A 1,192-nucleotide genomic window follows, 5' to 3' on the forward strand; every position below is an offset into this window, starting at 1 on the left:
ACTGGCTGCGATACGGCAACGCATGGGAGATCGAAAGACCCGAAAACCTCTATATTATCAACTACTACGGCAACGTCAACGCCTACAAAGACCACAACGGACACCTCAGACACGAATGGGTCAATACCCAGGACGTCGTTGCCATCGCCTACGACACCCCAATCCCCGGCTACGCTAACAACACCGTCAACACACTCAGACTCTGGGGCGCTAAATCCACACGTGAGTTTGACCTCAACTACTTCCAGTACGGCGACTACGAAAAGGCCGTATCAGAAAAAGTCTTCACGGAAACCATCTCCAAGGTCCTCTATCCCAACGACAACGTCTTTGAGGGCAAGGAGCTGCGCCTCAAGCAGGAGTACTTCTTTGTCTCTGCAACGCTGCAGGATATCATTCGCCGCTACAAGAAGAACTTCCCCGAACGGGCCGACTACAGGGACTTCCCACAAAAGGTCGCCATACAGTTAAACGACACACATCCGGCCATTGCCATCGCCGAACTCATGCGTATACTCATCGATTCCGAGCACCTGGGCTGGGACCGGGCATGGGAGATAACCACGGCCACCTTCGCATACACCAACCACACCATCATGCAGGAGGCCCTCGAACGCTGGCCCCTACACCTCATGCACCGTGTCCTGCCAAGACACATGGAGATCATCTACGAAATCAACCAGCGATTCATTGACGCCCTGATCGCAAAATACCCCGGCGACATCGACAAGCTGCGCCGGATGTCCATCATCGAAGAGGGTGACGAAAAAAAGGTGCGCATGGCAAACCTCTGCATCGTCGGTAGCCACAGCGTCAACGGCGTCAGCGCCCTGCACACGGAGATACTCAAACTCGACCTGTTCAAGGACTTCTACGGTCTGTGGCCGCACAAGTTCAACAACAAAACCAACGGCATCACCCAGCGACGCTTCCTGAGACTGTGCAACCTCGAATTGGCACGCCTGATCACCGGCCACATCGGCGATGGCTGGATATCCAACCTCAGAGACCTCAAAAAACTCATCCCCTTCAGCAACGACAAGGACTTCCTGAAACGATGGCACGAAATCAAACAACGAAACAAACGCCACCTTGCCATCTGCATAATGGACCACCAAGGTATCAGCATAAACCCCGATTCCATCTACGACAATATGGAAAAGGCCCTCAACGAGCTTGGCTACGACCTGGA

At 53.6% G+C, this 1,192-nt stretch carries 1 protein-coding gene; it reads left to right on the forward strand.

Going from position 1 to position 1,192, the window contains the following annotated elements; genetic code table 11:
• On the forward strand, positions 1 to 1,192 hold a 1,192-nt coding region (gene glgP / locus HWQ67_RS19165; RefSeq protein ID WP_218254295.1), incomplete at both ends, for a glycogen/starch/alpha-glucan family phosphorylase.

It is taken from the genome of Candidatus Magnetobacterium casense (genome assembly GCF_019173545.1).
GTDB lineage: Bacteria > Nitrospirota > Thermodesulfovibrionia > Thermodesulfovibrionales > Magnetobacteriaceae > Magnetobacterium > Magnetobacterium cryptolimnobacter.